General features: G+C 42.4%; 19 protein-coding genes. 15 read left to right on the forward strand and 4 right to left on the reverse strand.

The window, feature by feature from the left end; genetic code table 11:
• The first annotated feature begins 5 nt into the window (after positions 1-5).
• Complete coding sequence (locus WOA13_RS00120) at positions 6-494, forward strand: Sjogren's syndrome/scleroderma autoantigen 1 family protein (protein WP_342125980.1); 489 nt, start codon at positions 6-8, stop codon at positions 492-494.
• Between the two features lie 95 nt (positions 495-589).
• Here WOA13_RS00120 and WOA13_RS00125 read toward each other — a convergent pair whose 3' ends face one another.
• Together WOA13_RS00125 and glyS are read right to left on the reverse strand one after the other, a co-directional pair.
• Positions 590-2854 carry a DEAD/DEAH box helicase gene (locus tag WOA13_RS00125; protein ID WP_342125981.1) on the reverse strand — a complete coding sequence of 755 codons (2265 nt, stop codon included), beginning with the start codon at positions 2852-2854 and terminating at the stop codon, positions 590-592.
• A gap of 94 nt (positions 2855-2948) precedes the next feature.
• Positions 2949-4694 (reverse strand): glycine--tRNA ligase, encoded by a 1746-nt coding sequence (gene glyS / locus WOA13_RS00130; RefSeq protein ID WP_342125982.1) that lies wholly within the window; start codon positions 4692-4694, stop codon positions 2949-2951.
• A gap of 474 nt (positions 4695-5168) precedes the next feature.
• Between glyS and WOA13_RS00135 the strand changes: the two genes are divergently transcribed.
• The 7 genes from WOA13_RS00135 (at position 5169) to WOA13_RS00165 (ending at position 12037) form a co-directional block, all read left to right on the forward strand.
• Positions 5169-6419, forward strand: a complete 1251-nt coding sequence (locus WOA13_RS00135) for an S-layer protein domain-containing protein (RefSeq protein ID WP_342125983.1) — start codon at positions 5169-5171, stop codon at positions 6417-6419.
• Between the two features lie 39 nt (positions 6420-6458).
• Positions 6459-7310, forward strand: a complete 852-nt coding sequence (locus WOA13_RS00140) for a class I SAM-dependent methyltransferase (RefSeq protein ID WP_342125984.1) — start codon at positions 6459-6461, stop codon at positions 7308-7310.
• The gene (locus WOA13_RS00145; protein WP_342125985.1) at positions 7307-8071 is read left to right on the forward strand and encodes an ATP-binding protein; all 765 of its coding nucleotides are present in this window, start codon (positions 7307-7309) and stop codon (positions 8069-8071) included. The genes WOA13_RS00140 and WOA13_RS00145 overlap by 4 nt, the downstream gene beginning before the upstream one ends.
• Positions 8072-8120: 49 nt before the next feature.
• Positions 8121-8735: a hypothetical protein gene (locus tag WOA13_RS00150; protein WP_342125986.1), complete on the forward strand. Its 615-nt coding sequence runs from the start codon at positions 8121-8123 to the stop codon at positions 8733-8735.
• Complete coding sequence (locus WOA13_RS00155; RefSeq protein WP_342125987.1) at positions 8732-10012, forward strand: ABC transporter substrate-binding protein; 1281 nt, start codon at positions 8732-8734, stop codon at positions 10010-10012. Before WOA13_RS00150 ends, WOA13_RS00155 begins: the two co-directional genes overlap by 4 nt.
• A 113-nt stretch (positions 10013-10125) precedes the next feature.
• Positions 10126-11247: a FecCD family ABC transporter permease gene (locus WOA13_RS00160; RefSeq protein ID WP_342125988.1), complete on the forward strand. Its 1122-nt coding sequence runs from the start codon at positions 10126-10128 to the stop codon at positions 11245-11247.
• A gap of 1 nt (position 11248) precedes the next feature.
• Positions 11249-12037, forward strand: a complete 789-nt coding sequence (locus WOA13_RS00165; RefSeq protein ID WP_342125989.1) for an ABC transporter ATP-binding protein — start codon at positions 11249-11251, stop codon at positions 12035-12037.
• Between the two features lie 585 nt (positions 12038-12622).
• Here WOA13_RS00165 and WOA13_RS00170 read toward each other — a convergent pair.
• Positions 12623-13414, reverse strand: a complete 792-nt coding sequence (locus WOA13_RS00170; RefSeq protein ID WP_342125990.1) for a 2-amino-3,7-dideoxy-D-threo-hept-6-ulosonate synthase — start codon at positions 13412-13414, stop codon at positions 12623-12625.
• Positions 13415-13786: 372 nt separating this feature from the next.
• Between WOA13_RS00170 and WOA13_RS00175 the strand changes: the two genes are divergently transcribed.
• Entirely contained in the window at positions 13787-14830 is a 1044-nt protein-coding gene (locus WOA13_RS00175; RefSeq protein WP_342125991.1) for a PAS domain-containing protein, read from the forward strand.
• A gap of 177 nt (positions 14831-15007) precedes the next feature.
• Here the strand turns inward: WOA13_RS00175 and WOA13_RS00180 are convergent, their stop codons facing one another.
• On the reverse strand, positions 15008-15520 hold the full coding sequence (locus tag WOA13_RS00180) for a deoxyuridine 5'-triphosphate nucleotidohydrolase (protein WP_342125992.1): 513 nt from the start codon (positions 15518-15520) through the stop codon (positions 15008-15010).
• Positions 15521-15771: 251 nt separating this feature from the next.
• On the opposite strand from WOA13_RS00180, the gene WOA13_RS00185 reads away from it, so the two are divergent.
• From WOA13_RS00185 to WOA13_RS00210, 6 genes are all read left to right on the forward strand, one after another.
• A complete protein-coding gene (locus WOA13_RS00185; RefSeq protein WP_342125993.1) occupies positions 15772-16401 on the forward strand; it encodes an MEDS domain-containing protein in 630 nt (209 codons plus the stop codon).
• Between the two features lie 73 nt (positions 16402-16474).
• A complete protein-coding gene (locus WOA13_RS00190; protein ID WP_342125994.1) occupies positions 16475-18583 on the forward strand; it encodes a PAS domain S-box protein in 2109 nt (702 codons plus the stop codon).
• Between the two features lie 107 nt (positions 18584-18690).
• Positions 18691-19230, forward strand: coding sequence for a cache domain-containing protein (locus WOA13_RS00195; RefSeq protein WP_342125995.1), 540 nt, complete (start codon positions 18691-18693; stop codon positions 19228-19230).
• Positions 19231-19259: 29 nt separating this feature from the next.
• On the forward strand, positions 19260-19583 hold the full coding sequence (locus WOA13_RS00200; protein WP_342125996.1) for a hypothetical protein: 324 nt from the start codon (positions 19260-19262) through the stop codon (positions 19581-19583).
• A 165-nt stretch (positions 19584-19748) separates the two neighbouring features.
• The gene (locus WOA13_RS00205; protein ID WP_342125997.1) at positions 19749-20447 is read left to right on the forward strand and encodes a DUF4386 domain-containing protein; all 699 of its coding nucleotides are present in this window, start codon (positions 19749-19751) and stop codon (positions 20445-20447) included.
• A 459-nt stretch (positions 20448-20906) separates the two neighbouring features.
• Positions 20907-23271, forward strand: a 2365-nt coding sequence (locus tag WOA13_RS00210; RefSeq protein WP_342125998.1) for a NosD domain-containing protein, incomplete at its 3' end; no start/stop codon positions are given.

A 23271-nucleotide genomic window follows, 5' to 3' on the forward strand; every position in this document is an offset into this window, starting at 1 on the left:
AATTAATGAGCGACAGTGACGATAAGATAAAACAGATATCAAGATTACTGGAACTTGGAGGCACAATGCTTGCACAGCACTGTACCACATGCGGTGCCCCTATGTTCAGGTATCACGGTGAGGTCCTTTGTCCGATATGCCAGGGTGAAGGAGTAGGTGCAGACATTATTCCGCCGGAACCAGTAAAGCGACCGGAGGCAGCAATAGCTCCGCAAGTGGTTGCAACAGAACAACCAACAGTATCTCCGGGGATTGAAACTCAGATCCCGGCAGACCAAGTCCCGATCTCATTTACTTCTCCTGAGGTCAGAACTGAAGCAATCCCAACAACACCTGCTAAACAAGTAGAATGTATGGGCTCAGTTTCCGATATGTTGAAGATGAAGTTAGAGTCTCTTGCAGCTCAGATCCAGTCCGAGAATGACCCTCGCAGGATCAATGAATATCTTGAGACAATGGAAAAGATAATTAATATTCTTGACAGGCTCAGCTGAATTGAATTGAATTGAATTGAATTGAAAAGTTGGGTGAACACGATTAAGTTCTCTTCATCAGATGCAGGGTACTTTAAACCCTGCTTGATCTATTTTTAACCTTTGTATTCACTAGTGAGAATTTCTCTTATCTTTGCAGCGGTCTTCGGTCCGATGTTCTTGACCTCTTTTAATTCATCCTGGTCCGCTTTCATTACGTTCTCGATGGTTCCGAAATGTTCCAGTAGGTTCCTTGCGGCATTTGGTCCTATATCACTGATTGATGAAACAACGTACTCCTGTTGCTGTGAAAGCAGCATTGAGGACTTTTTCCCGTGTACGCTGATCTCCCGCTTTTCATCGATCTGCTCTCGTTTTGCAAGGATGCTGATAAGGGATGCTGTGTCTTCAGGGTCTCTGGTGTAAAGTACAGATACTCCGAAATCCAGCACAAGGGATGCGATCGTCCCATGGATGGCATTCGGGTTAAGCATTCTGGAAGTGAACAGACCTTCGCCTTCAATTATCAGGATCGGCTTGTCATAAGAACCCGCAAGATCTGAGATCTGCCTGAAGAGGTCCCTGTCAAGAAGAGAACTGACAAAGTCCTCAGTGCTCTTACGTTCGATGGCTGTTCTGTCACTGACGATGTAATCTCCAACCTCGAGTGTTTTTACAGAGATATCAACTCCCATCTTCTCAAGGCTTCGGGCAACAGTACTGCGTATCTCTCTCTGGTCGAGAACGACCGTGATCCCATTATCGGCATCTGCAAAATCTGCCAGTCCTGTTTGCTGCTTCTGTGTAACCCCGAACTCATTTGCAATATCCTCATTGCTATTTTCGGATGACATCGACTCCTGCCATTGCTTCATGTTGCTTTGCATCCGGCGTTCCTTGTGGGTACAGCTCCAGTAATAGGCTTCATCACGTGTGCCTTTTGTAACAAGGACGACCACTCTTCCTTCGTGTTTCCTGCCCGTACGACCTTTTCTCTGAATGCTTCTGATCTCAGAAGGCACCGGCTCGTAGAACAATACAAGATCCGTGGCAGGTATGTCAAGCCCTTCCTCGGCAACTGAGGTTGCAACAAGGACATTGTGTTTTCCTGCCTTGAAATCCTCGATGATCTCGACCTGCTGTTTCTGAGTAAGCCCTTTGTCGCGGAATTTTGAGCTCTGCCCCACGAACTTTATGGGTCTTATTCCCTCGATCTCAGAAAGAGCATTCGTCACCATCTCCGAAGTATCGCGGTAATTTGTAAAGATAATCACTCTTGAATCAGGTTTACCATCCAGTTCCTTTGATACGATGTCACGTACCACAGCAAGCTTTGGATGCTCGGTATCGCATTCCTTTATCCTGTGGTAGAACTGACGCATGTACATGTCTTCAGAAAGACGTTTTGCAGCTTTGCTTCCACTCTTTGAGACTGCTTCGTTCTCCAGCCGGTCGGCATATTTTGAAAGGGATTCAAGTCCCTGGGTTTCAATGACCTCAACGGCATGGCTGACCTTCATGATCTCTGCCAGTATGGATAGTGCACTGAACACTGCCGGATCCGCCATTCCTCTCAACTGCCCCTGCAGACTTTTCTGCAGGCCCAGCAGGTCTCTTTTTGAAGAATTCTTTCCGTATGGAAGTGAATAGCCAAGTTCTCCGAGTTTCTTGAACCTGTCATCCAGCACCTTGTCCAGAAGTTTCTTCAGCTCCTTCATCTCATCCGGTAGTATCACATGCTTCCATTCGATCTCTTTTTTGTGAATGTAAGGGGAAACATCCGAATCGGATTCAGTCTTGATGGCAACTGAACTTATGAAGAGGTTGGTGCAGACCTCACTGATCTTCTCATCTGAGCTCCCAGGGCTTGCAGTGATCGCAAGGCAGTGAGGGTCCTTAGCATCCTGGAAGTATCTCTCTGCAATGTAGGTATAAGCATAATTGCCCACAGCTCTGTGTGCCTCGTCAAAAGTGATGTGTGAAACGTCCTCAAGGCTTATTCTTTTAGTGAGGATGTCGTTTTCGATGACCTGTGGTGTTGAGATGATGATTCGTCCTTTTTCCCAGAGGTCTGCTCTTTTCTCAGGTGAGACTGCTCCTGTGAATGTCAGTATCTCTTCTTCGGGTATGTTAAGGGCAGTTTTCAAAAAAGAAGCATGCTGTTCCACCAGCGGTTTTGTAGGGGATAGGACAAGGGCTTTACCTCCGGTCTTTTCCAGTCGCGAGGCAATAACAAGAAGAGCAACGATCGTCTTGCCAAGGCCGGTTGGCAGAACTACCAGTGTTGGTGCTGATAGTGCCTTCCCGGCAAGGTCAAGTTGGTAAAGCCTTTGTTCTATAGTGTCCGGTTTTACCAGAGGATGTTTGATGTAGTTGCTCATATTTATTTCAGGTTATTCATTTAAGGTCTGAAAGTTGCTTGATGCAATTACGTCCTTAACCTTATTAAATATGAGGCAAGCGGTGTGAAAGTGTTTAAAGCTTCACACCTGCGTTCTCAAAGTCCTTCTTTCCATAGACGAGGTCGTATATCACGTTCTCAATTCCATCGACAGGTGTCCTGACCTGTGCCATTGAATCACGGTCACGGATGGTAACGGAATTGTCCTCAAGGGTATCGTAATCGATTGTAATGGAATATGGTGTTCCGATCTCATCGTTCCTGCGGTAGCGGCGACCGATAGCTCTTGAGTCATCATAGGCTACAAGAAGTCCACGATTTCGAAGTTTTTCTGCGATCTCCTTTCCAGGGTTCATCAGTTCTTCCCTTGTAAGCAATGGAAGGACAGCTACCTGGACAGGTGCGACTTCTTTCTGGAATCTGAGGACTATTCTCTCCTCTTCCTCTTCCTCGCCTTCAGCAGCGACCATTTCTTCTTCGAATGCGTGTTCCATGGTACAGTAGAGAATTCTGTCGATACCATAGGATGGCTCGATAACATGAGGTACGATCTTTTCACCGCTGACCTTGACTGTTTCCTGTGAATAGGAGATTATGTCGGAAGGTACTGTGAACTCTTCACCATCGATGTTGACCTTGATCTCATCCTTATCAAGTTCTTCTGAGCTTAATTCCTTAAGTGCATCTGCAACAGCCTTTGCCTTTCCTTTGAAAAGAGGTCCGAGCTTGCCCATATCCGGCTTGACCACGAACTGTTCGATCATCTTTGGTTCATCGTATTCGATGTGAATAACCAGTTCTGTGCCGCTTGTTTTTGCATGGGCCATGAGGTCGTAGTCGGTCCTGTCTGCAATACCGACAACCTCGATCCAGCCGAACCTGTCCGTCAGGATCTCAGCATCCCAACAATCGATAGCGTAGTGTGCCATCTCATCCTTCTGGTGCTGCCTGAACCTGAGCTTGTCTGCAGCAATACCTACGCGCTGCAGGAAATTGTTCGTAAGTGCAATGTGGTATGCCAGGAATTCGTGTGCAATAATGTTATTGTCAATAGCTTCCCTGACGGTCATCTGCTCAATAACGCCTTTCTGCTGTGCTTCATCTGAGTAGAGGCTTAACGTTACATCCTCGAACCTTCCGATGTTCGGGTGGGTCTTCTCTTCAGGATGTGTGAATATCTCAGCTTCTGCCTGTGTGAACTCACGAAGTCTTATTACACCCTGTCTTGGTGAGATCTCGTTACGGTATGACTTGCCGATCTGTGTTGCACCAAAGGGTAGTTTTTCACGGTAATACCTGGAAAGTCTCTGGAAGTTCACGAACATTCCCTGTGCGGTCTCCGGGCGCATGTAACCCTGCCTGCCGGTGCCCGGTCCGATGCTTGTCTTGAACATAAGGTTGAACTCATAGGCCTCACCGAGCTCACCGCCACATTCGGGGCACCCGATGTTATTCTCTTTGATCAGCCTGTCAAGTTCCTCGTTGCTAAGGGCATCTGCAATTTCAACGATCTTATCTACAAGGTGGTCTGCACGGAATGCTTCACCACATTCCTTGCATTCACAGAGCGGATCGGAGAATCCTCCTACGTGGCCGGATGCAACGAATACATCTTCGATGCCGACTGTAGGTGTTTCGATCTCCATGAATCCTTCATGGATCACATACAGTTCACGCCAGATCTGCTCGATCCTGCGCTTTAAAGTGCTTCCAAGGGGTCCGTAATCATAAAATCCTGCAGTACCTCCATACAGCTCAAAGGAGTTCCACAGAAAACCTCGTCGTTTTGCCAGTTCAATAACCTGTTCATACCTGTCCATGATAGATCCTCATAAGTTCGCGATCATATTGCAGGGGGATTTTGAAATCTCTTTGATTTTTCCGGTTTTGATCCAAAAGAGATCTGAAGCCCCAGTTTCATTTTCGCTTTTTTCAATATGTTAGCGGGTATATATTCTGATTAACTCACTTTCCACATATAAATTTGTGTCTGTTGGGTAAATGATCTGGTCATCAGATGATCGGCCTTTTGAATTGGATGTTCGGGTTTTTCCATGTCTGATGGAATTTTGTGGGAGTGAACAATTACTAATTGATTCTATTTTCACCAATCGTCATCATTCGGTTTAGTTGTGATACGTTCTACAAATTTATAATGTCACGCTGTTAATACAAAATTATTTATATTAATGATTTAGTATGACGATTTATAATATAAGTAACACTAAAACAAACGATCAAGTAAAAAAATGTTACTTATCTCTAGCATTTGTGTGTTTACTAAAAAAGGAGGAATGACTATTAAGATCAAACTTGCTAATAAAGCAAATATTGCAATTTTGCTGTTCTTGTCACTTGTTCTTACAGTGGGTGTCTGTTCAGCAGAATCAGTGACAGTACGTGGAGAGATCCTTGACAGCGGAGATGTTACTTCTATATCCTGGGACAGATCTAACTGGGGTGCACTGTATTTTGCATTGAATGATGCAGGCTCTAACACGGAATCAGTTTACTATGAGAATATCGATCCTGAGAACCCTGCAATCGGTGCAGATCCTGTTAACAATGTCATTGATAAAAAGGAACTCATCTATAGCACTCATACGTATAATAAGAAATTCATGTTGAGTAAAAAGACAGATGTTACTGTTGTTTCCACATATTCAGTCATACCATTGTTCGGTGCAAAGTATATTTCTGTCAATGATGATGCCAGTAAGATGACAACACTGATCACAGAACAGGGTGGAGGCTCAGAGAAACAGCTGATGGAAGGTGAATCCTGGGAGCTGGGTAAGGGTTACAGCCTGAAAATGGATCAGCTGGATGCAGATGCAGGTAAAGCTTTTGTTATTCTCTATAAGGATGGCGTTGAACTGGATTCTGCTATACTTGATATGGATGGGACCGATGATGACCGTGCATTTGTTGCGAAGGAATATATTGCAGGAATGGATGATGTGGTATACTTTGCTACATATCTTGAGAACACCTTCAAGGGAACTTCCGACTCTTTTGCTATAATCAAGTATACCTGGCTTATCGACAAGGATAATATAATTTCCATTGAAGAGGGAGACAAGTTTGGTCTTCTTAAATGCAGGGAAGTTTCAGAGAACTACATCAATATGTCCAACGATGAAACGATCACCCTGGAAATGAATGATGCTGTTTACTTTACTGACGACTGGTATCTCAAGACCTCTAAAGCAGGTAAGGGTACTGATGGTGGATTCCTATTCTATCCTGCAATGAATGTTGTATTTGAAACTGCAACCGAGACTGAAAAGGCTGTTGAAGTTCCGGCTTCAACCGAGATTGAGAGCGAAAACTCTGAGGAGACGACTTCTGAGGCAGATGCTTCTGTGGAAGATTATACCGTTGTTTCTTCTTCATCAGAATCTTCTTCTGAAGACTTAAGCACTGTGGAGTACGGACCTGAAGAATATGCACAGTCAGGTGAAAGTCTGCCTGGCTTTTTGTCCATAACTGCAATTGCAGGTCTTGTTTCAGCGCTTTTCATCTTGAGGCGCAAAGTTGATTGAATCTATTTATAAGTCTGATCAAAAATGTGGTGTAGTATAATGAAAAACAAATCAATTGATTGGAATGTGGTCTGGATTGAAATGATGAAGGCCAATCGAAAAGCAGATCATCAGGACCGTGGGAACTGCGCGACTCTATGGGACAGCAGGGAGAACGCAGAACGTTTCTGGAATAGGTCGCAGGAGAACAGGGGAAGGGTCGAGAAGACACTGAACGAACTTCCTCTTAAAGAAGACTCCCGTGTCCTGGACATTGGAGCCGGTCCGGGTAGTCTTGCTATCCCTCTTTCAGAGAGGGTTGGTCATGTGACTGCTGTAGAGCCGGGGAAAGGCATGATGGAACTTTTACAGGAGAACATCATCAACTCCGGAATTAGCAACATCGGCTGTGTTAACAAAAGATGGGAGGATCTGGATGTCGAAAAGGATCTTGAAGGCCCTTATGATATTGTAATCGCATCCTTCTCGCTGGGTATGCCTGATATAAAGGATGCTATAGAGAAGATGCAGCGTGTTTGCTCAGGTTACATCAACCTTTACTGGTTTGCAGGAGAGACGCCATGGGAAGAACATTCTACGAATCTGTGGCCTGCTATGTACGGGAAGGAATATTCTCCCGGCCCGAAGTGCAATGTGCTTTATAACCTGCTTTACAGTATGGGCATCTATCCGGATATGCACATTTTTCCACTTGAGTTCGTAAACTCATTTGATTCAATGGACGAAGCGTTCAATTACTTCAGTTCTCGCTACACAATTGATACAGAACAACAGGAAGCAGCTCTCAGGAACTATCTGGAAGATACACTGGAGGAGCAGGACGGCCAGTTTGTGGATCGTGGCCAGTCTACCAGGGTAAAAGTCTGGTGGGATCAGGGGGCGATGGATTGAAAGCATTGCTCTGTGGAAAAGGCGGCTGTGGCAAAAGCACACTTACTGCTCTGATCGCCAGGTCACTTTCTGACAGGGGTTGTAACGTCCTTGTTATTGATAATGATGAATCCAATTTTGGTCTGCACAGGCAATTGGGTCTGGAATTACCGGATGATCTCCTGAACTTTATGGGAGGAAAGAAGGACCTCATCGGAAAGATGATGGAAGCCTTTCCAAAGGGTGAAAAACTAACCCTTTTCGACCACAAATGGGAGATCCCGACCATCCCTGAGGGCTATGTCAGCAGAAAGGATAATGTGTCATTGATGGCAGTTGGTAAGATCCATGAATTCGGGGAGGGTTGTGCATGTCCCATGGGGGCTCTTGCAAAACAGCTGATACAGAATATAAATCTCGATGACGATGATTTTGTTCTCGTTGATACGGAGGCTGGAATTGAACACTTTGGCAGGGGTGTGGAAGAAGGATGTGATGTTCTTTTCATGGTTGTTGACCCTTCCTACGAATCCATACGTCTTTCTGAAAAGATCAGTGAGCTTGCAGCAAAAGCCGGAAAACAGCTTTACTATATACTGAACAGGGCTGAGGGCGCAGGCAGGGAAATATTGTGCTGTGGCATTCCCGAAGATAGGATCATCTCTACCGTTCCTATTCATGAGTCCGTCTTCAAGGCGGGTCTTCTGGGAGATGAGTTCCTGACCTCAGTTCCTGAGGTTGATCTGGTTGCTGATTTTTTGATAGAACTTAAGTCAAAATAAGATCTGAAAAACGAAGTCTCTGACTTCATGTAATTTTTGGAGGATTCCAATGAAATTTAACAAATCGATTATCTACTTAGCTCTGCTTATGATCGCAGGGTCTGTGTTATCCCCCGTAGCCCTTGCTGCGGAGGGAGATATTCTGGAGATCAAACGTAACGTTCCTTCCGCTCTGCCATCCGGAAGCAGCGTTGAGATAACACTTGAAATTTCAGGTGAGACACCTTTTATGGTTGGTATTGTGGAGACAATACCTGAAGGTTTTTCTTTTCCTGATGACGATTCCGAGGTATCGGATGCAAGTCATTTCAAAGTTGACAGGAATGCAGGTAAGATCGCTTTTTCTGTAAGCAATGAAAATGAGATTACATACAAGGTGATTCCTTCCGGAACCGTTGAGTACACATTTGAAGGATATTGGGTTGATATGCTTTTCCAGACCCAGGAGCTCAACGAAGGGAAGGAAAGATGGATTCCGGTAACTGATCCGAACGCTGATCCTGCGACCTTTTCTGCTTCAGAAGTTTGCACGTCCGTTTCAGAAGGATCTGAGGCAGCTTCTACTTCCAATGCACCTGGTTTTGGAGTATCTGTTGCTTCATTGGCGATCATTGGTTGCATGCTTGTTTTCCGAAGATATAATTCCAGGGGTAATAAAAAATGAGATACATACCAAAGTTCTTAGCTGGAACATTAATGATCACATGTTTGGTCGTTTCAATAATGAGTGCAGCAGCATTACCTTCAGTTCTTCCATGTGACAATGGCGATAACATCCTTACAGATGATGAGGTTTCAGGTGCTATTTGTGATTACATGCTCGATGACAGTTCATATTCACTTGATGATGTAGGCGATGCTTCATACATACTGACTTTCTGGGAAGGAAAGCCAAAGTCGGTCACTGACAGCCATGAACGTGTAGTGACCTTCTACAGGCCTGTAGAGAGGATAATCACAACCAATCCTGACAATTCCAGGATGGTCATTGCTCTTGGCGATCTTGATAAAATAGTCTCCACCGACGAATGCACTCGTTCCGGATGTGTTCTTCCAAGAGATGCAAATGATGAGAAAATAGCGAAGAATGCCTGGCAATCCCTCCGGATATATGAAGGAGGTCAGCTCGACGATCTTCCTGAAACAAATACCCGTAAAGAGATTGATTATGAGACAATGGCAATTCTTAAGCCGGATGTTGTTTTCGATGCGACCTGGTACAACAGGGGAGACCTTATCGAAGAGAAGGTAGGTTGTCCATGTGTTGATGCAGGTGCAGGTTTTACTTTTGCTGAAAGCTATGATCACATCAGTTTGCTGGGTAATGTTCTGGATCAGCAGGACAGGGCAGTTGAACTGGAGGATTATGTTAGTTCAAAGGTTGACATGATCGCATCCGTGACCTCACAGATTGAGGAAAATGAGAAGCCAACGGTCTACTTTGCGCCAAGAGGGGCAAAAAAAGGTTTCTACGATGCTGTTGAGGGAAGAGACTTTACCCGCACAGAAGCTGTTTATGAGCCTCTGGATATTGCAGGTGGTATTAACGTTGCAAGGGAATGTACAGGTGAGAATGTCAATGTTCCTCCTGAACAGATCGTTGCCTGGAAGCCTGATTACATATTTGTCGCATGGTCTTCAACCTCAACATTTGGAGAACCCAATGGTGTTGATTTTGTAATGGAGACAGCTGAACTTTCAGAGATTCCTGCTGTGTCTGAAAACAATGTCTACTCCTGTGTCTATCCATATTGCAGAGGGCGACCTCTGGACAGGAGTCTTTTGAACATGATGTACATGGCAAAATGCCTGCATCCCGAAGAGTTCAGTGACCTTGACCTGGAAGAGGAAGGAAACGAGGTATACCGCCAGATCCTGGGGATTGATGGTGTATACACCGAAATGGCAGAATACCAGCCTTTCCTGAAGGAGATCAATTGATCCGGTCTGTTTGCCGGAGCAAGGACTTATAGAGGATATGGGGTGGTAGCCTTTGAAATTTCCAACCCCATATGGTCTTCTCATATCCTCTTTTGTCCAGATGCGGTGAGAATATGAAAGAAAATTTCAATAAACAACGTGATTCCGGACTGGAAAATACTGATATTCCAGGTTCAGGGACGAGTACCCAAGTGAGGGAAAGTTACCACCGTTATGTGGGGAAAAAACTTGTTTTCCTTGTTTCAATGTTATTTCTGGTAACCTTACTTTCAGCATTTATAGTTACAATTGGTCCTCTTGAGATCTCAATTCCGGATGTCTACAAAATATTGATCTCCAGTTTATTTCCCGGTTATTTTGTGAGTGAAGAGCTACCTTCACAGATCGTATGGAACATTCGTCTTCCACGTATCGTTGCCGGTATAATGGCAGGTTTCGGGCTGGGTATCTGCGGTTGTGTAATGCAGGCGGTACTTAAGAACCCGCTTGCAAGTCCATTCACTCTGGGTATCTCTTCGGGGGCAAATTTTGGTGTGGCAGTGGCAGCTGTGATGGGTGTAGGTGTTATTGGAGGTCCATATCTTATGGTGGGAAATGCCTTCCTTTTTGCAATGTTATGTGCACTGTTCATAATTGCGCTTGCAAGCTTTAAAGGTGCAACTTCCGAGACCCTGATCCTTGCAGGTATTGCGATAAATTATCTTTTTGGATCCCTCAGTGACCTTTTCCGCTATTTTGCAACGGATGAACAATTGAGAGTTATGGTAAGCTGGGGTATGGGTGACCTGTCCGCTTTTTCATGGAGCAACTTTGCACTTCTGCTTGGTGTATTTGTTTTTTGCACACCTTTACTCTACCTGAAGGCAAACGATCTGAATATAATGGCAATCGGTGATGAAAACGCTAAAAGCCTTGGTATAGATGCAAACCGGGTAAGAATGTTCAGTATGCTTCTTGCCAGTCTTCTTATAGCGACTGTAGTCTGTTTTACGGGAACTATCGCTTTTATAGGACTGGTTGCACCCCATATGGCACGCATGGTCATAGGTTCGGACCACAAATACCTGTTTCCTGCATCCGGCCTGCTTGGGGCTCTCATATTGATCTCAGCGGACGCTACCGGTATGAATATACTCAGACCCACAATGATACCGACGGGTATTATGACATCTCTGCTTGGAGTGCCGTTCTTCATGTATCTTATACTTAAAAGGAAAAAGAAGGAGTTCTGGTAATATGGTGAAAGTAAAGATCAAAGACATGTGTTTTGGCTATGCCAGTACACCAATATTGGAAGATGTGTCTGTTGATATCCACAGATCAAGCTTTGTGAGCCTTGTAGGTCCCAACGGGGCTGGCAAATCGACTATGCTAAAATGCATGAACAAGATATTGATGCCTGATTCAGGCGATATACACATCGATGGATGCAATTTGAAAAACATGAAGCGTATGGAAATTGCAAGGAATCTTGCTTATGTTCCCCAGAGTTCTAACAGGGTATTTCCTACAACGGTCTTTGAGACTGTATTGATGGGAAGAAGGCCGCATATTGGCTGGTTCAGTAATGAAGAGGACAAGGAAAAGGTCTGGCAGGTGCTTGAGGAAATGGGTATTGATGATCTGGCCCTATGCAGCTTTGATGAGCTTAGTGGCGGTCAGCAACAAAAGATCCTCATTGCAAGGGCACTGGCACAGGATACAGGTGTTATTCTACTTGATGAACCCACCAGCAACCTGGATATCTGGCATCAACTGGATGTCATGGAGAGCGTGCAAAAGCTTGTAAAGGAAAAGAAGGTCACAGCCTTAATGGCTGTACACGACCTGAATCTGGCTTCCAGATATTCCGATCAGATCCTGATGATGAAAGATGGTAAAGTTGTTTCTGCAGGTGAGCCTTGTAAGGTTCTTACAACTGAGAACATAGCAAAGGTCTATGGAGTTGAAGCGCACGTACACAGTCATGCAGAAACGCCTTATGTTATGCCACTTAAGCAACTTAATATTGGTATTGGTATCTGAAATCTTTGATTAATTTTTTCCATATATATTATGGAAATAATGTCAGATTTAATTCTCCTCCCATCTTTTTTATTTTTTTCTCTTAGCAATTTGTATTATCAACACAACAGACACATCATCATAATTATCATAGAATGCAATAGTTTTATATACTAGCTACTTTATAGTAGTATTTAGGCAAGACCGAAGAAAATCATATCGTACCACCACCACCACAAACTGATTTTTTATTGGTCATTCCATCACGGTCTTGCTATTACTCTTCATTCCGTTCTTCTCCTCAGGTTTCTTATCATTTTAAATTATTATCTATTTAGTTTAAAACAAAAACGATTTCGGAAGTTATATATAATAAATAATATATTCTAGTAGTCGAGCAAGATCGTAAAATCATATTGTACCACCACTACTAACTGATTTTGTTGGTTATTCCATCACCGGTCTTGCTATCCTTTTCATTCTATCCTTTCTTCAGGTATATTTATTCATATATGATAGCCAAAGCTATATCCTGGATATACTGTCATAAATATTAGTAAATAAAAAATGAGTGCCGGAAATTCCGGCATGTGAATTATAGTGCTCTCAGTCTTCCATGGCTTCGTCTGCTGTCATTCCACCGTGTACGACCTTTGAGATCCTGGTCACAAGTCTTGTTGGATTGTCGGACTGGAAAACGTTCCTGCCCATTGCGACACCCTTGCAGCCGACCTGGAGCGCATCGTAGACCATTTCGAGTATCTCCTTTTCGGTGTCCATCTGCGGACCGCCTGCGATCACTACAGGGACCGGACAGCCATCAATTACCTCTTTGAAGGAATCAGGGTCGCCAGTGTAGCTTGTCTTGACGATGTCAGCACCAAGTTCAGCACCAACCCTTGCTGCGTGCTTCACGTATTCCACGTCAGTCTCGGATACAACTTTTGCACCTCTTGGGTATGTCATTGCGAGAAGGGGCATTCCCCACTCGTCACATTTCTTTGCGGTATATCCGAGATCCTGAAGCATTTCTGCTTCATCAGCTGCGCCGACATTGATGTGAACTGAAACTGCATCAGCACCCACCTTTATAGCTTCCTCAACGGTTGTGACAAGGACCTTGTGGTTTGGGTCAGGTCCGAGTGCTGTGGAACCGGAGAGGTGGATGATAAGTCCTACATCCCTTCCATATCCACGGTGACCGTGTTTTGCAAGTCCCATGTGGCCAAGGACAGCATTTGCACCGCCCTCTGCTACCTTATTTACTGTTGATGGCATGTCGATCAGACCTTTGATAGGTCCTGCACCGACGCCATGGTCCATTGGTATTATTATAGCATTACCCGTATTTCTGTCGAAAATACGCTCCATCCTGACAGATTTGCCGATTTCACTCATGCTACGGGAGATACCTATTATATTACATATCCTTTACGTAGGTGCTACTTCCTGCCATGTTAGAGATTCTCATGCTGGTATCTTCTACAATAGCCTTCTTATGGTTGGGGTGATAGAAAAGCAGTTGCGTTGTGTATAATTTTCAACAAATTATTTCGAAAGGCTTCTTTTGTGAATATCAGTTCTCTCCATCATCTCTTTTTGTGAATTTGTTGAGAACTGTGTGGCTATGGTCAAATATATATACAACATCAACAATACAGGCAAAATTGATGTATGTAAAGTCAAGTTGTTTTAATTCGATGGCAAGTTCAAACCTGACTATTTCCCTATTTATAAATACATATTATGAAGGATTCTGGTGGCAATAAGATGCAAAATTCATCAAGAAAAATGGGCTTTCCTATATCAGATGTTCCGCATGGGGAGCATATTACGCTTGTATACAAAGAAGGCGATAAAGTACTTGATTTTGTTTCGTCTTTCTTAAGGTCCGGTTTTAAAAATAATGATCTATGCCTCTGGCTGACACCCGGGATAAAAGATAGTGAAGATCAGGATGCTTTTTTCGAGGAAAAGACCATTTTTGTTAAACAGAATTCCGGTTCATCTAATTTTGATCTTGTTTTTGTGAGTCCTACACTGCTTTCAAATGTAGAAGATCTTTGCAATGCTATATTGGAATTTATCGAAAAGAAGCAAAAATATGCATCAAACTGTGGATTTGACGGACTGCGCATCAATATTGACCTGATGGCAGACGAAGGCCAGATGCTAAATTTCCTCAAACAATGCCGGAAATCTATCATTTCTGCAACTTCAGGTATGAACCTTACAACCCTATTTACCTGTCCTCTGGATTCTTTTTCCTCCTCTGATGTCTTTGATCTGATGGATGACCGGGAAAAATGTACTATTATGAAAAAAAATGGAATCTGGGTAAATCTGATGGATCTTATCAGCAGCAAGTACAGGAAAGAACTGCGCATTTCTTCTGAGCTGATGGTGAGAGAAAAGGAGCTACATTCGGTTTACTGTAATAGTCCTGTAGTTGCGTTCCAGAGGAATTCGGAAAATGGTTTCCCTGTTGAATTCGTTTCTGAGAACATATCCCAATTTGGTTATTCGGCAGAAGATCTCATGTGCAACAGGGTTCTGTATGAGGATCTGATTCATCCCTGGGACATTGACGATTATTTCATGTCATTTTCGGAATGCATTAAAAATGGGGATGCCAAATTTACAAAAGAATACAGGATCCTGGATCACAAATGTAATCCTCGCTGGGTCAATGAAACTTCATTGATCGAGACTAATAATTCAGGTCAGCCAACTCGCTTCCAGGGAATTATTGTTGATATTACTGAAAGAAAACTTGCAGAAGGGTCCTTAAATGGATCAATGGTCAACGCTTAATTTTTAAGGATCCCAGCGATCCATTTTCCTTTATGTCCCGTATGGATGTGAATGCTGGATGAAAATGAAAATGAATATTCTATAAAAGTTCTTATTAAAATGGATGGATGCCAATGGCATCCGGACACATTCATGCGCTCTTCCACATTTCTCACTTAGGTGCCATCTAATTACACATCAGATATTCTCATGCTGGTATCTTCCACAATAACCCTCATCCACTTCTGTGTGAAGGTGGTAGAAAAGAAGCTGCATTATGCGTGCATCTTTCTGAAGATCGAATCCTGCTGCATTGTGTACTACAAGCATGCATTCGCTCCTTCCACAATATCCTGCATCCCATACAGCAGTTTCAAGGGTGGCTCCGCACCTGATAAGGCTGGAACGGGGTTTAGCGATCGCTGCCAGTGTCTTCGGTATATTGACGATCTCATTCAAAAGGACCTTGTATATGCCGGGGTCGAGGTGTATCCATCCGTTCTCATCGAATCCGATCCTTTTCCCATCTGATATCTTCCTTCCTGAATTATCAAAGTCCACTGCTCCTGCTCCATCAATGGTCCTGACCTCCTGAAGTGTCATTTCCACACCGTTGGGCTGGAGCTGGATATCAATATCTATCATGTTCTCTACAAGAGGCGGATTCGCAAGTACAAGCTCTTTAAGTTCATTTTTTGATAAGAGGGTCATAGCTATTGGATGGTCTGGATGGCTTATTATGATTTCGGAATGCTTATTTGAACCATTTCCAGTGGTGTTTTTGTTAGTTTGTTTTCATAATTGATGATATAAGTTACCCCAATTGGCAATGTTTATATACAATGCTGTTTTACAGTCGAACTTGTCGGATATAAAGTTAATTTGTTTTAATCAACAATTACTTTCACTCTCGTAATTTAGTCGTTACAGAAGTCCTCGATTCAGAAAAAGGTGTTAAAAGCATGAAGGAATATTCAAGGAAAATTGGTTTGCCTATATCAGACGTTCCTCATGGCGACCATATAACGCTAGTTTATAAAAATGATGATAATGTGCTTGACTTTGTTTCATCTTTTTTAAGATCCGGATTTAGGCGAAATGATCTATGCGTATGGATTACGCCTGGGATGAAGGTTAAAGAAGATGCGGATAATATTTTCAAAGAAAAAACGATCTATGTAAACCATAATTCCTGTTCCACGAATTTCAATCTTGTTCTTGTAAATCCAGAAATACTTTCAAACGTTGGTTTGTTCTGTAATTCTATACTGGAACTTATTGAAAAAAAGCAGAAATTTGTTCTTAAAAGCGGTTTTAATGGCCTGCGGATCAATGTTGACCTGATCGCAGATAAAGGTCAAATGTTTCCTTTCCTCGAACAGTGCCGAAGATCTATCATCTCTTCAACTTCAGCTATGGATCTTACGACATTGTTCACATGCCCTCTGGATTCATTATCCTCTTCAGAGGTACTTGAACTGGCCGATGACCGGGAAAAAACGATCATGAAAACGAATGGTATGTGGATGAATCTGGTAGATATGCTCAGTAGCAAATGCATGAAGCAATGCGCTCTTTCACGCACTTGTTGAAGTACAAAAGCCGATGAACATTAAATTGGACTTTATGAATTGTTATCATTGAAGATTTCCGGGCGTTGATGGCATGTATGGATATTCAAGAAAGATCAAATTGCCTGTATCAGATGTTCCTTGCGGTGAACATCTCACACTTGTGTATAAAAATGATGATGATGTGCCTGATTTTGTCCACTCTTTCTTAGCTTCAGGTTTTGAACGTAATGATCTATGTGTTTGGATAACTCCCGGGATAAAAGATAGTGAAAACATGGGTGAGCTTTTCAGGCAAAATGCAATCTATGCCGATCATAATTCCTGTTCCACAAATTTCGACCTTGTTCTTATAGATCCAAATTTATTCTCTAATGCCGGTGCATATTGCAATGCTATAATGGAAATAATAGAAAATAAACAGAAATATGCTATTAAAAATGGATTCAATGGACTGAGTATTAATATTGATCTGATCAGAGATGAAGTTGCGATACTTCCTTTTCTGAGGGAGTGTCAAAATTCTATCATTTCCTTTAGTTCAGTTTTCCATTTTACTACTTTATTTACCTGTCCGCTTGAATCTTTTTCTTCTTCAGAGTTTCTCGAATTGATGGATGATCGGGAAAAGATTATCATGAAGGCGGATGGGGTGTGGATCAACCTGGTAGATCAGCTCAGTAGCAAGTACAGGAAACACCTGCGAACTTCTCCTGAGTTAATGAAGAAGGAAAAAGAGCTGAAATCGATCTATAGGAACAGCCCTGTGGTGGCATTTCTCAGGAACTCGGAAAATGGTTTTCCTGTTGAATTCGTTTCTGAGAACATATCCCAGTTTGGATATTCAGCAGCATGTCTAATGTCTGATAAGGTACTATATGAGGATATAATTCATTCTGAAGATGTTTCTGATTATTTTTTGTCCTTTTCTGAATGCATAAAGAATGGCAACTCCGAATTTACAAAAGAATATAGGATAATAGATTCTGAACGTAATATTCGCTGGGTAACCGAAACGTCACTTATAGAATTGGACAATTCCGGAAAACCAACTCGTTTTCAGGGAATTATTGTAGATATTACTGAAAAGAAACTTGCAGAAGAAGCTCTGAAAAAAACAGAGCTAAGGTTCAAAACCCTCTTTGATCATTCAAATGATGCAGTTTCCCTTTACGATCTGACGGGTTATATCTATGAAGTGAATGACAAACTATGTGAGTGGCTAGGTTACACAAGAGATACCTTGTTGAAGAAGAACATACTTGATACGTTCAGTCCGGAATGTGTGGCGGTCTTCCATAAAAAGATGACAGATTTTTTCCATACTGGCGGATGCATCTTTGAAATGGTACATCTTCGAAAAGATGGATCTGAAATACCAGTTGAAATGAGTGCCCATTTTATCGAATATAATGGTAATGTAGCTATTCTGAGCATTTCCAGAGATATAACTGCACGTAAAAAGATAGAAAAAGCCCTTTTAGAAGCAAAGGCCAACGCAGAGGTATCAAATAAATTAAAAAGTGAATTCCTGGCTAATATGAGCCATGAACTCCGCACTCCTTTGAATTCGATTATTGGATTTTCAGATGTCCTTCTCTATAATGGTGAAGATCTGCTTAATGACAAACAGGTTAGATATATTACGAATATATCTAAAAGCGGCAGGCATTTATTAAGTCTTATTAATAATATTCTTGACCTTTCAAAGATAGAAGCTGGTAAAGCGGAGCTTCACTATGAAACATTCATATTTTTAGATATGTTGGATGAAGTATTGTCAATTGTTTCTCCTCTTGCGCAACAAAAGGACTTATGCTTGGATACAATTGTTGAATCTGATAATTTTTGCATTAATGCTGACAAGTTAAAATTAAAGCAGGTTATTTTCAACCTGTTTTCCAATGCTATAAAGTTCACTCCTGAAGGTGGTTCAGTACTTCTTAGGGCCAAAAAGACTAGTACGTCTTTGGTTATCAAAGTTGAAGATACAGGCATTGGAATTCCAAGATCAGAACAACATAATCTATTTCATCCTTTTACACAGGTGGATTCAGCTTCGAATCGCAAGTTTGAAGGAACAGGTCTTGGGCTTTCCCTTGTTAAAAAATTAGTAGATATGCATGGTGGCAATGTTTGGGTCGAAAGTGAACCCGGTGTTGGAAGCACTTTTGGCTTTAGTGTTCCTTTGTCTCCTGAATGACCTTATTTCTGTTTCTTTCAGCATAAACTCCGATGAATATCTATTTCTTCCATAAAGCAAAATTTAACTTAACAAAGGAAATTCATTTTCCTTTAGGGGGGTATAATATGAGCGATCTTAAGGCTATAATCTATATTCTATTCACGGCTGTCCTCTTACTGACAGTCGCTGGCTGTGTGCAGTCAGATGACACTTCCGCTTCTGAGCAGGAGGGCCAGGCAGTTGACGAGGAGCAGTTCGCACTGTCCTCAGAGGAAGAGTATACGTTATCACGGGTCAATGCGGCCATTGACCTGATACAAGAGAAGGGCGAACTGGCATTTCCGGAGTTCAGGGAAGCCGATAGTGAGTGGTTCCATGATGATTTCTACATATTCATCTGGAGAACAGACGGAATGCGTGTCGTCTATCCGCCGGACCTGAGTGGTGAAGGCCAGGACATGAGCAAACTTGTGGATTTCAACGATAAATCTATAGGCCAGATCTTCATTGATACAGCTCTCAGCGAAGAAGGAGAGGGTTGGGTTGATTACTACTGGCCAAAGCCTGGTGAGAGTGAGGCTTCAATGAAGCACACGTTCATCAAGATGACATCGATAGGGAATGAGACATATCTTGTGGGGTCCGGTTTTTACGTGGATGAATGATCTACACGAGAATAGGGGGAAGTGCTAAGATGACTGAGAATAAACCAATAATCAGAATGTATTTTGCCAGGATCAAGGAAGCATTTTATGATCTGTCTGATGAGGAAAAGTCTGAGTTCATGCGTAAGGATCGCGAGGAAATGGATGAACTCGGAATGAAGGTCCTTATGATGATCGACTGTCGGTGGTCCAACGAAGAGTGGGATTTTGTTGGGATCGAAGAATGGCCAAGCATAGAAGCTCTTGAGGAGCCTGGCAGATTCGAAAAAGAAGAACTGGAAGCATTCAGATATGTTGAATCAAAGACATATTTGGGTACTAGTGAATCCTTTGCTGAATATGGCAATGAATGAGATCAATATCAGTAGGGATTGACACCGTTTCCAAAGTGTCTGATCTTACTTTTTCCTTATTTGAGCATGTTGAGCCTATATTGGGGCAGGAATGATAAGATCGCTCATTGATAGACGCTATTCATTGGATAAGTAACAATATCTACAAAATAACGGGGTACTGAAATGACAAATCAGATTGCAGATCTATCGCAGCCCAAAGCTGCAATTGTTGCAGGACTTGGGCTTCTGGGAATGACCATATTTGCTATTGTTGCTCATTATTTTATTCTCCCTGATCTTATTGTACCGGGAGATGCAGCAACAACAGCAAATAATATCATTGCTGGTGACTTTCTGTTCCGGGTTGCTATCTGCAGCTATCTTATAGTGATCATTCTTGATGTGTTGGTTGCCTGGGCACTTTATATTCTGCTCAAACCGGTGAACAACGCTCTCTCGTTGCTCACTGCCTGGTCCCGTTTGGTGTATGCAGCTATTTTTGGAGTCGCTCTGGCTGATCTTTTTGCTGTTCTGCAGCTTTTAAGTGATGCTAATTACCTGACAGTATTTGAAACAGATCAGTTGCATGCTCAGATGATGCTATCTCTGAGCGCTTTTGATCAAATGTGGGATATAGGACTCATATTTTTTGGGCTTCATCTTGTGCTGCTGGGTTATTTGGTTTTCAAGTCAGACTACATTCCTAGAATTCTGGGTGTCTTTCTGATAATTGCAGGTTTAAGCTATCTGATAGATTATTTTGCGATTTTTCTTTTCCCGGATTTCGATCTGGCAATCAGTCAGAGTCTGGGTTGGGGAGAATTGTTGTTTATGATCTGGCTTTTGTTGAAGGGAGGTAAGATACCCGAAATGGGATTATGAGATTGCATGCGTAAGATCATGCTTCTGCATATGCTAGATTTCGCTTCAGGAGAGCGGATCGAGTTGCTGAGCTACACTCAACACCTCACTGACTTTAATATGGAAGTTTCAAGAGCAAACTCAGTTTTTTGAAGCCTGATAAAATACATTTTTCATCATTTTGTTTTGTTAACAGTGTTATAAATTATAGATTTCTTAACATATTTAACATGACATTCAATATTCTTTAACAATGTTCTTATAAAATGAAATATAATTTTTAAATAGAGGTTCAGATTCGTCTGTGGGGACGATAAGGTGGTAATGCCTTTTTTGTACCTGATGGTCTTTGGCATTTTCTGCCTTAGTGATAGTGATCTTTGCAGATGTGGACAATCTGGAAGATCGTTATAATGTGGTGGTGGGGTTATGAGGATTGAACGAAGTATACTGATTTGTTTTGGGATGACTTTAGTATTGATGAGCATTGGAACGGTAACAGCTCTATCGCCTCCAATTGTTTACGTTTCCGCAAATAATGATGGTGACTACAATTGTAATGGAGTAGCTGACCAGGTTCAGATCAATCAGGCTTTGGCTTATGTTAGGGATAATCCCGGGTACACTACGGTCTACCTTAAAAAAGATGGCCTTGCCAATGATTATATTATTGATGACACAATTGAAGTTCCTTCAAATACTACTTTTACAGGAGAAAAAGGGGTAGTTGTCAAACTAAAGGCCAATATCCCTAAACCTTCAAGTTACGAATGGTCAATGGTAACTGGTAATACAGCGGTACCTGGCCACTATTACAAGAGTGCCTACAATGTCACAATATCAAATATTACTTTTGATGCTGACAGATGGAACCAGGACAAAATTATCGAATCCAATAAAGACATGTATGGTCTTATTGAGATACGCGGTCATGGGCTTACATTCCATAATCTAAGCTTTATTACTGGAATAGGAGACTTTATAAAAATTCCAAACTGGCAGCAGATGACACCGGATGTTGAAATTTGTGATAATTACTTCGGACGTGCAGGTCACTGTGATGTTTACATACTTTATACAGGTTACACAGGCGATGACAGGATATGGATTCATGACAATAATTTCAGTTACGTTGCCTCCAATGCTGGTATTCGTCTGGATGAATGTTCAGGTGCACTCGTTGAAAACAACATATTTACCTCAGACGATCAGGGAGATTCTGCTATCTATATGCTCTACAGGAACGACGCTTCAAGTTTTAGCAAAGATAACGAGATAAGGTATAATGAAATTTATAACGTCCGGGAGTACGGTATAGCATTATCGGCTGAAGTGTCAGGTGACAGTGTTGTAAAGTCTGAAACAACCGGTAATCACATCCACCACAATCTTATTTATAATACACAGGGTGACGGCAGGGCCGGTGGTATTTGTGTGTATGGATATGATGATGTATTGATCGAATATAATACCATTAACGGGTGTGATGGTGACGGTATCACAACAAGGGAGTATTACGGCAGCACAAGTACAACCGGATTTATGATAACGGTAGAGAATAATATCATAACTAATTCTCAGCTGTATAATGATATGGGATATGGGATAAACAACGTTGAAAGTAGAAGACACACCATAAACAGCGATTATAACAACTTGTATGGTAATGCACTGGGAAGCTACAATAATTTAGCAGCTGGAGCTCACGATATATACGCGGACCCGTTATTCTATGATACAGCCAATGGCAAGTATTATCTAAATTCCAGCTGGGGAACATGGAACGGTGCAGGGTGGGAAATAATACCGGTATCCAGTCTATGTATTGATGCCGGGGATCCTGCAGACAGCTACAACCTGGAACCTGAAAACAATGGTGACAGGGTTAATATTGGTAGATGGGGTAACACTATCTATGCTTCAAAGTCTGGTACAGAAGATGAAATCAATGTGTATCCTGGCTATTCCATCCAGGATGCTGTTGATGGTGCAACCAATGGTGATACGATTGTTGTCTATCCTGGTACGTACAATGAGAATGTGAATGTGTACAGACAGGTGAACATCACTTCATCAGGTGGTGCTGCTTTGACGAATGTCACTGCTGTATCCAACAGTGACCATGTATTCGTGGTTACTGCTGATGGTGTGACTATCAACGGCTTTAATGTCACGGGTGCCAGTATTGGAAGTAGTGGAATATCTCTCGATAGAGTTCAAGGATGCATTATCAGTAACAACAATATTAATTTTAACAAATACGGCATTTATCTGGATAATTCCAGCAATAACTTGATCTACAACAACTGCTTAAACAACACGAACAACACTCTAATTAATGATAGTACCGGGAACTTCTGGAACATCACCAAAACAGCAGGTACAAACATTATTGGTGGATCATATTTAGGTGGTAACTATTGGGCACACCCCAATGGCACAGGATTCAGCGAGACCAATAATACTGATGCAGACAGAGATGGCATATGCGACGAAACCTATACGATTGCAGCGGGTCACATTGACTATCTGCCTCTGGCTGCACCGTCCGTCTATCCAGTTGCTGACTTTACCGCTAACGTTACTGAAGGAGATGTTCCACTCACTGTTGCGTTCACTGATCTCTCAACCGATGCAACCTCATGGTCGTGGGATATTGATAATGACGGTACTGAGGATAACTCCAGTCAGAATTTCGTTCATACCTACGATACAGCTGGTCTTTACACTGTGAATCTTACTGTCAGTAATATCAATGGTACTGATTCCGAGGTCAAGACCGGTTATATCAATGTGACCTCAGCTCCGGTACCTCCGGTCCTTCCGGTTGCTGATTTCAGTGCCA

Source organism: Methanococcoides sp. LMO-2, from assembly GCF_038432375.1.
Taxonomy (GTDB): domain Archaea; phylum Halobacteriota; class Methanosarcinia; order Methanosarcinales; family Methanosarcinaceae; genus Methanococcoides; species Methanococcoides cohabitans.

What these genes read in the sequence shown, in the direction of transcription:
- WOA13_RS00160 (WP_342125988.1), top strand. Translation starts at nt 10,126, where the DNA reads ATGAAAGAAAATTTCAATAAACAACGTGATTCCGGACTGGAAAATACT.
- WOA13_RS00190 (WP_342125994.1), top strand. Translation starts at nt 16,475, where the DNA reads ATGTATGGATATTCAAGAAAGATCAAATTGCCTGTATCAGATGTTCCT.
- WOA13_RS00120 (WP_342125980.1), top strand. Translation starts at nt 6, where the DNA reads ATGAGCGACAGTGACGATAAGATAAAACAGATATCAAGATTACTGGAA.
- glyS (WP_342125982.1), bottom strand. Translation starts at nt 4,694, where the DNA reads ATGGACAGGTATGAACAGGTTATTGAACTGGCAAAACGACGAGGTTTT.
- WOA13_RS00135 (WP_342125983.1), top strand. Translation starts at nt 5,169, where the DNA reads ATGACTATTAAGATCAAACTTGCTAATAAAGCAAATATTGCAATTTTG.
- WOA13_RS00185 (WP_342125993.1), top strand. Translation starts at nt 15,772, where the DNA reads ATGAAGGAATATTCAAGGAAAATTGGTTTGCCTATATCAGACGTTCCT.
- WOA13_RS00155 (WP_342125987.1), top strand. Translation starts at nt 8,732, where the DNA reads ATGAGATACATACCAAAGTTCTTAGCTGGAACATTAATGATCACATGT.
- WOA13_RS00200 (WP_342125996.1), top strand. Translation starts at nt 19,260, where the DNA reads ATGACTGAGAATAAACCAATAATCAGAATGTATTTTGCCAGGATCAAG.
- WOA13_RS00125 (WP_342125981.1), bottom strand. Translation starts at nt 2,854, where the DNA reads ATGAGCAACTACATCAAACATCCTCTGGTAAAACCGGACACTATAGAA.
- WOA13_RS00180 (WP_342125992.1), bottom strand. Translation starts at nt 15,520, where the DNA reads ATGACCCTCTTATCAAAAAATGAACTTAAAGAGCTTGTACTTGCGAAT.
- WOA13_RS00195 (WP_342125995.1), top strand. Translation starts at nt 18,691, where the DNA reads ATGAGCGATCTTAAGGCTATAATCTATATTCTATTCACGGCTGTCCTC.
- WOA13_RS00175 (WP_342125991.1), top strand. Translation starts at nt 13,787, where the DNA reads ATGCAAAATTCATCAAGAAAAATGGGCTTTCCTATATCAGATGTTCCG.
- WOA13_RS00140 (WP_342125984.1), top strand. Translation starts at nt 6,459, where the DNA reads ATGAAAAACAAATCAATTGATTGGAATGTGGTCTGGATTGAAATGATG.
- WOA13_RS00150 (WP_342125986.1), top strand. Translation starts at nt 8,121, where the DNA reads ATGAAATTTAACAAATCGATTATCTACTTAGCTCTGCTTATGATCGCA.
- WOA13_RS00170 (WP_342125990.1), bottom strand. Translation starts at nt 13,414, where the DNA reads ATGAGTGAAATCGGCAAATCTGTCAGGATGGAGCGTATTTTCGACAGA.
- WOA13_RS00165 (WP_342125989.1), top strand. Translation starts at nt 11,249, where the DNA reads ATGGTGAAAGTAAAGATCAAAGACATGTGTTTTGGCTATGCCAGTACA.
- WOA13_RS00205 (WP_342125997.1), top strand. Translation starts at nt 19,749, where the DNA reads ATGACAAATCAGATTGCAGATCTATCGCAGCCCAAAGCTGCAATTGTT.